9 protein-coding genes are annotated in these 5,502 nt (G+C 70.0%); 8 read left to right on the top strand and 1 reads right to left on the bottom strand.

What is annotated here, in order from left to right; genetic code table 11:
- Positions 1 to 1,040, bottom strand: a 1,040-nt coding sequence (locus tag B9S61_RS15945; protein ID WP_103542857.1) for an IS630 family transposase, incomplete at its 3' end; no start/stop codon positions are given.
- Positions 1,041 to 1,329: 289 nt separating this feature from the next.
- Between B9S61_RS15945 and B9S61_RS15940 the strand changes: the two genes are divergently transcribed.
- From B9S61_RS15940 to B9S61_RS15910, 8 genes are all read left to right on the top strand, one after another.
- Positions 1,330 to 1,923 (top strand): hypothetical protein, encoded by a 594-nt coding sequence (locus tag B9S61_RS15940; RefSeq protein ID WP_103542856.1) that lies wholly within the window; start codon positions 1,330 to 1,332, stop codon positions 1,921 to 1,923.
- 65 nt (positions 1,924 to 1,988) lie between these two features.
- On the top strand, positions 1,989 to 2,345 hold the full coding sequence (locus B9S61_RS15935) for a hypothetical protein (RefSeq protein WP_146064858.1): 357 nt from the start codon (positions 1,989 to 1,991) through the stop codon (positions 2,343 to 2,345).
- Positions 2,346 to 2,515: 170 nt separating this feature from the next.
- Complete coding sequence (locus B9S61_RS15930) at positions 2,516 to 3,106, top strand: hypothetical protein (protein WP_103542854.1); 591 nt, start codon at positions 2,516 to 2,518, stop codon at positions 3,104 to 3,106.
- A gap of 92 nt (positions 3,107 to 3,198) precedes the next feature.
- Entirely contained in the window at positions 3,199 to 3,726 is a 528-nt protein-coding gene (locus tag B9S61_RS15925) for a hypothetical protein (RefSeq protein WP_059073256.1), read from the top strand.
- Positions 3,726 to 4,298, top strand: coding sequence for a hypothetical protein (locus B9S61_RS15920; protein ID WP_103542853.1), 573 nt, complete (start codon positions 3,726 to 3,728; stop codon positions 4,296 to 4,298). Before B9S61_RS15925 ends, B9S61_RS15920 begins: the two co-directional genes overlap by 1 nt.
- 39 nt (positions 4,299 to 4,337) lie before the next feature.
- Positions 4,338 to 4,484, top strand: a complete 147-nt coding sequence (locus B9S61_RS41575) for a hypothetical protein (protein ID WP_219819920.1) — start codon at positions 4,338 to 4,340, stop codon at positions 4,482 to 4,484.
- Between the two features lie 15 nt (positions 4,485 to 4,499).
- Positions 4,500 to 5,198: a hypothetical protein gene (locus B9S61_RS15915; protein ID WP_103542852.1), complete on the top strand. Its 699-nt coding sequence runs from the start codon at positions 4,500 to 4,502 to the stop codon at positions 5,196 to 5,198.
- Between the two features lie 48 nt (positions 5,199 to 5,246).
- Positions 5,247 to 5,502 (top strand): transposase family protein (locus tag B9S61_RS15910; protein ID WP_146064855.1); only part of this gene is annotated, 256 nt, incomplete at its 3' end.

The raw sequence follows: 5,502 nt of genomic DNA, 5'->3' as shown, positions 1-5,502 counted from the left end.
TAGTGTCCTGCGCCGGAGATCCGTCGGCAGTATCGGGCAAGGGATTCGAGGATCTCCTCGGCGGTCTTGGTCCAGATGAACGGCTTGGGGTCTGCGTTCCAGTCCTTGATCCAGGCGCGGATGTCGGCTTCGAGGGTCTGGACGTTCTTGTGTGCGCCGCGGCGGATCTTCTGGTCGGCCAGAAAGCCGAACCACCGCTCGACCTGGTTGATCCACGAGGAGCCGGTCGGGGTGAAGTGCATATGGAAGCGGGGGTGCTTGGACAGCCACGTCCTGATCGCGGGTGTCTTGTGGGTGCCGTAGTTGTCACAGATCAGGTGGATCTGCAGATGGGCCGGCACCTCTTTGTCGACCTTGACCAGGAACTTCTTGAACTCCGCCGCTCGGTGCCGGCGGTGCAGGGAGCTGATGACCTCGCCGGTGGCGACGTCGAACGCGGCGAACAGTGTGGTCAGGCCGTTGCGGACGTAGTCGTGGGTGCGCCGCTCGGGCATGCCGGGCATCATCGGCAGCACAGGCTGGGAGCGGTCCAGGGCCTGGATCTGCGACTTCTCGTCCACCGAGAGGACCACCGCGCCGTCGGGCGGGTTGAAGTACAGGCCGACGACGTCGTAGACCTTCTCGACGAACAACGGGTCCGTCGACAGCTTGAAGGTGTCGGTCAGATGCGGTTTGAGCTGGAACTTCCGCCAGATCCGGCCGACGGTGGACTTGGACAGACCGCTGTGCTCCGCCATCGACTTGCGCGACCAGTGCGTGGCGTTCTTCGGGAGCTGTTCCAGCGTGGTGACGACGACTGCCTCGATCCGGTCGACGCCGATGATGGGCGGCCGGCCCGGCCGGGGCTCGTCAACGAGGCCGTCCAGGCGGTCGGCGAGGAACCGCCGCCGCCACTTGCGAACCGTGTCGGCAGTCACCCGCAAATCCCGGGCGACCGCGACGATCGGCGGCACCTCCGGCCCCGCGCACGCCAGCACAATCCGAGCGCGCAGGGCCAGAGCCTGGGCCGATGTGGCCCGACGCGTCCACCGCTCCAACATCGTCCGCTCATCAGCGGACAGCAACAGCGGTTCCAGCTTCGGGCCTCGACGAGGTACTGACGCACCAGCAGCAGAAGTCACATTGCAACTAACGATCAACTACTGGCGCAGGACACTAGAAGCTCGTCTACTACTGCCAGGCCTGGGCCTCCGGGCTCGTCTGCCCTGCGCTCTACGAGCTGCACCAGGGCCACTTTGAGATCGAGGCCGGCTTCTTAGCCAAGCGGCTGCACGTGCGCAGCGACCTCGGAACCGCCTGAGCACCAGCAGAAAGAGAGAGACCACCACCATGTACAACATCCCCTTACGCAGGCGCTCGCTCCTTCGCGGCTGGGCGATCGCGATCGCGGCCATCGCCGCCCTGGTCGCGAGCCTGATCATCTGGGGCAACCAGATGAGAAGCCAGGAAGCCCAAGATCGCGCCGCCATGGCCAATACGAAGATCGTCTACGTCGCGGACCCCGTGCAGAAGCTCGTCAAGCGCACCGACGGCTCCTACTACAGGGCCACGACCGCCTCGGAGTATTCGTCCGACATCACCTACGACTACACGACGGTCCAGGACCAGGACGTCGTCGTGCCCGACACGGTGACCACCCAGGAGCAGAGGCCGACGGGCTTCCTCTGGTACCAGAAGACCTTCGCCAACGACATCACGGTCCGGATCATCGATCCGCAGGAGGCGGACCAGACGCCGCGCGTCGAGCGGCTGCGCTGCACGGTCGAGCCCGTCGATGCGTCGAAGCCGAGCTACACCGGCGACCCGCACGACAGGAGTCGGCTGAAGATCGGGCCCGACCAGGAAGGCACGGACGCAGGAAGCCAGCAGCTGTGCCAGGACCGGATCACGATCCTCGTGCCGGACGGCAGCATCCAGCCGTAGCCGACTGGGGCTCACCTCTGGGCGTCGGCAGGTGAATTCCGCGGAGCCCCCGCCGGCTGAGCATGATGCTCGCCGGGCGGGGGTCTCTCTTTTTCCGCCTGATCAGCGGAGCTGATCCGGTCTGGTCTCCAGGGCATGAGGGCCCGTGCACGGCGCGCGGCAAGGCGGCCCGCGTCGCGGCGGTCGCCGAGCTGCACGACGGCAACGCCCCTGAGGCTCCGGCTCCGGCGGAGAACCGCAACGGCGCGGGCGGCACTCTCGGGCAGACGGAGGTCGCGCCGGTCGAGGCGGAGGCCACCCAGGAGCAGGAGACGGCCGAGACCGCGCGCACGGAGGCCATGGCGGAGGCTGCGGCCGGTCGGGCCGCCCCGCCCCAGAGGCACGGCCCCCGCGTGCCCGGCGTGCCCCTCAGCGGCGGGTGAGCCCCGAGCGTCGTATGGCGATCAGCGCCGGTCTGGTCCCCGCCCCTCCGCACGGACCAGGACGCACCGCTCCTCTGATCCACCCGCGCCGCCCGATAGGCCGGTGCCCGGTCGAGCCTGGCCGCACGCACTCAGCCCCACCCACACCCCATCGATGTGAGAGGTACACCATGACTTCCTGGCCCCACGACCTGAGCAAGACCGCCCCCGCCGCCGCCGAGCGCACCGGCACGATCCTCAAGGCCGCGCTGACCGCGCACGGCGTCACCTTCCTCGTGGTCAAGCCCTGGCGCTCCCTGCCCGGCGCCTCCCTGGTGACCACCGCCCCGGGCCAGCCGGACGTGTGGATCGACGCGCACTCCCACACCAACGGCCCCGCCGTGTCCGGCTACGACGTGCCACTGGCCGGACTGTTCGGCATAAGTGCTGTGATCACCGACGATTTCAACACCCGTCACGTGCACTGGGACTTCACCGAGGCGCCCGCCGGCATCACCGACCCGGCCGCCGCCGCCGACGCCATGGCGGCAGACGTCGCCGCCCACCTGCACACCTATCCGTCCCTGACCGGTGCGCAGTGGGTCACCATCGCATCCCACCCGGCCAGCCGCACCGAGTACCGGGAAGCCGTCACCGTGCACGGCACATGGGCGCACGCCTCCTCACCCACCGGCTACACCACCGGCCCCGACCTGGACACCGACCGCGTGTGGGACGCCTACCAGCGGCGCGTGGCCGACCTCACCGCCGAGACCCGCTGAACCCGCGACCGACCGCCCCTTCCGCTGGCGGCCGGTCCCCCCGCCGCGCGACCGACCGGCGTGCGGCCCAACCCCCGAGAGGACCACGGCAGATGAGCACCACCTCCGAGACCCGCACCTGTCTGCACTGCGCCCGCGAAATCGAGTACATCGAGGCCGACGGACAAGGCGACTGGTACGACTCGTCCAACCGGACCGGGTGCGTGGACGGTGAGCAGCCGCATGCCCCGGAGCCGCTGTGCGGCTCGTGCCGGGACTACGGCCTGATCGAGATCCGCCACGCGTCCACGGACGGCCTGATCGGGCACCGGCCGTGCGACGACCCCGCGTGCACCGACCGGCGCGAGAAGGCCGCAGCGCGGGCGGCCGAGAAGCACACCGGCGAAATGGTGATTGGGTCCGAGGAGTTCGGCCCGCAGGTGTGCGCGGAATGCGGCTGGGGCGGCTACACCCCCGTTCCCGGCCCGTACGCGCAGGGACGGCCGGTCTACGTGTGCACCGCTACCGGCTGCGGCTACAGGGCCGACGTCTCCGCGTTCAAGCTGGGCGACGGTGAGCGACTGGCCGTGCACGACGGCCGCCTCTACCTCGTCCGCCCCTACGACGGCGCCCCGTTTTGATGGCCGCCGAGGGCGGCGAGCGTTCCCAGGTGTCGGCCACCATGGCCGAGCGGCTGGAGCGGATGCGTGCGGGCCAACTCGCCGCCCTGCCGACCGTCGCGGAAATCCGGATGGCGTACCCGCTCGCCGGTGGGGGCGCCACGCTGCGGCTGATGACCGCCGAGGGGAGCACGGCGGAACGCCACATGATCCCGCTCACGGAGCGGGGTGCGGCCGGGCGGGAGAACGACCCCGCCGGGATCTACCTGGACACCATCACCGACGGCGCGAACACGGAGGGGCTGAAGATCGCCGCAGGGTGGCACCTGATGCGGCTTGGCTTCAACTACGCGCGCGGCGCGGCCTGGACGCCGTACACCGGCAGCGCGAGCATCGAGGCGCAATGGGAGGAGTGGGCGCCGATGCTGCCCGAGGGGCACCGGTGGCCGCACACGGTGCGCGTCGCCATCACGGCGACGGCCGAACACCTCGCCTACATCGACCGCGCGTACGGTCCCGCGCCGGAACTGCCGGACCTTCCGGCCGGTGTGAGCGCGCACCCGTCCAGCCCGCGTTCATGGCAGATCTGCTAGGCCAACCGCCGGTTCTGGCAGCTCTCCTACTGGCCCCGGATGGGCGGCGACGTGTGGACCCTGTACGCCGACCCGGCCCGTACCAAGTCCCTCGCCAGGGCCGCGAGCCCCGGCGAACTCCTCGCCACCATCCCCGCCCGTGACACCGAAGCGCAGGCCCGCGCGGCGGCCCGCAAGGGCTACTGAGACGTTAGGACACCGATGGCCGTCGAATTCACCCCGAAGGACATCCCCGCCTTGCGCCGGGCCGCGAAGTTCCTCCGCCGCACGGAACTGAACCTGCCGGACACGGCCGACTCCAAGACCCACGACGCCATCCTCATCTCCGCTCTGCGGCTGGACGACCAGGCCGACGAGCTGGGCGGGCAGGCCCCGGATCCGACTGTGAACGGGACCCGGCGCCCCATCTTCAACCAACTCGTCGCCCCCGAGGCCGGCGGGCCCATGTTCCACGAGGAGGCGAGTGCGCTCCTCGACGCTCACGAGGACGCAGTCCGGGCCGCCGCCGCGGTGGGCGCGCTCCGCCTCCAGGGCGCGATGCTCGCTCTGCACCCGAAGACGGCCAACCCCCGGCACGGGTGCTGCGCGACGCCGAAGGTCTGCAAGGGGACGCACCGGCCGGAGTGCCGGAGCAGCGAGCACACGATCGGCGGTCAGGTGCCGTGGCCGTGCAAGTCGCTGCGCGCCGTCGGGATCCGCACCGACGCCGACGCCGACGCCGTACGCCAGGCCCTGGCCAAGCTGGAGCGGGATGCCGGGCGCGACGGCTACCCGAGCCGGAAGAAGGCAGGGCTCCGTCAAGTTCCGTGCTTGCGTGGAGGGTTGACGATCAGGCCGGTAGAGGCGGATAGCAGAGCAGGCACGGGGGTTCGTGATCATTGTGGTGTCGAAGCCAGATGATCACGAGGACGTCCCGTGCCTGCTGTTGCATCTTCCCCTATCCCTGCCGTGCTGGAGAAGCTGGGGCCGCTGGACGCGGACCGGATCGCTGACCTGGGCCCCTACCTCGAATCGGTTCCGGATCCGCGCTCACGCCGGGGCCGGTGGTACTCGCTGACGGCCATCTTGCTGATGTGTGCCTGCGCGGCCGTCTGCGGTGCGAAGAGCATCGACGAGCTCGCCGAGTTCGGCGAGCGGGCCACGAACTCGCTGCTGGCATCCCTCGGGGTACGCCGTCACCTGCTCGGCTGGCGGCGCAGCCCCA

This window comes from Streptomyces sp. SM1 (assembly GCF_002910825.1).
GTDB lineage: Bacteria > Actinomycetota > Actinomycetes > Streptomycetales > Streptomycetaceae > Streptomyces > Streptomyces okerensis.
The sequence above is the reverse complement of the archived record's forward strand: the minus strand, read 5'-3'. Positions and strand labels throughout refer to the sequence as shown.

Coding starts and splice junctions, on each gene's coding strand:
- B9S61_RS15930 (WP_103542854.1), top strand. CDS start 2,516: ATGACTTCCTGGCCCCACGACCTGAGCAAGACCGCCCCCGCCGCCGCC.
- B9S61_RS41575 (WP_219819920.1), top strand. CDS start 4,338: ATGGGCGGCGACGTGTGGACCCTGTACGCCGACCCGGCCCGTACCAAG.
- B9S61_RS15935 (WP_146064858.1), top strand. CDS start 1,989: ATGCTCGCCGGGCGGGGGTCTCTCTTTTTCCGCCTGATCAGCGGAGCT.
- B9S61_RS15925 (WP_059073256.1), top strand. CDS start 3,199: ATGAGCACCACCTCCGAGACCCGCACCTGTCTGCACTGCGCCCGCGAA.
- B9S61_RS15940 (WP_103542856.1), top strand. CDS start 1,330: ATGTACAACATCCCCTTACGCAGGCGCTCGCTCCTTCGCGGCTGGGCG.
- B9S61_RS15915 (WP_103542852.1), top strand. CDS start 4,500: ATGGCCGTCGAATTCACCCCGAAGGACATCCCCGCCTTGCGCCGGGCC.
- B9S61_RS15920 (WP_103542853.1), top strand. CDS start 3,726: ATGGCCGCCGAGGGCGGCGAGCGTTCCCAGGTGTCGGCCACCATGGCC.